This window comes from Escherichia sp. WS547 (assembly GCF_046486065.1).
GTDB lineage: Bacteria > Pseudomonadota > Gammaproteobacteria > Enterobacterales > Enterobacteriaceae > Escherichia > Escherichia coli.
The window spans coordinates 1-520 of the sequence record NZ_JBJQMA010000065.1 but is presented as its reverse complement, the minus strand read 5'-3'; the positions used below and the strand labels follow the sequence as shown (position 1 = coordinate 520).

Below are 520 nucleotides of genomic sequence, written 5' to 3'. Positions count from 1 at the left end.
AAAATGCATATCTGAAAGCCATGCAGGAGCATCTCCTGGAAAAAAAGCGCCAGGAGCTGGAGAAAAAACGAAAGTCATCCGGAGCCTGAGGTGCGGACACTGCCAGTCTGACCTGTTAAAGGCTGCAGGGCTGGCCAGAAGCACGCTGTACTACCAGCTGTCACTGCAGAAGGCTAAGGACAAGTATGCTGATGTGAAACAGCTCATAGCCTCCATCTTCCATGAACACCGGGGATGTTATGGGTACCGGCGGATCCATTGTGAGCTTCAGAAAAGAGGTCTTAAGTTCAGTGGCAAAACAGTGCGAAAACTGATGCAACAGCTCGGCCTGAAGTCTCCTGTGCGCCTGAAGAAATACCGGTCTTACCGGGGAAATATGGGACTCGCTGCAGAAAATATCCTTCAGCGACAGTTCAAAGCGGAAGCTCCCTGTGAGAAATGGGTGACAGATATCACCGAATTCAGGGCTGGCGGACAAAAACTGTACCTGTCCCCGATACTTGATTTGTTTAACGGGGAA

1 pseudogene is annotated in these 520 nt (G+C 50.4%); it reads left to right on the top strand.

Annotation, left to right across the window (positions count from 1 at the left end):
- A pseudogene (locus ACJHWK_RS23940) lies at positions 1-520 on the top strand (IS3 family transposase); the annotation flags it as partial.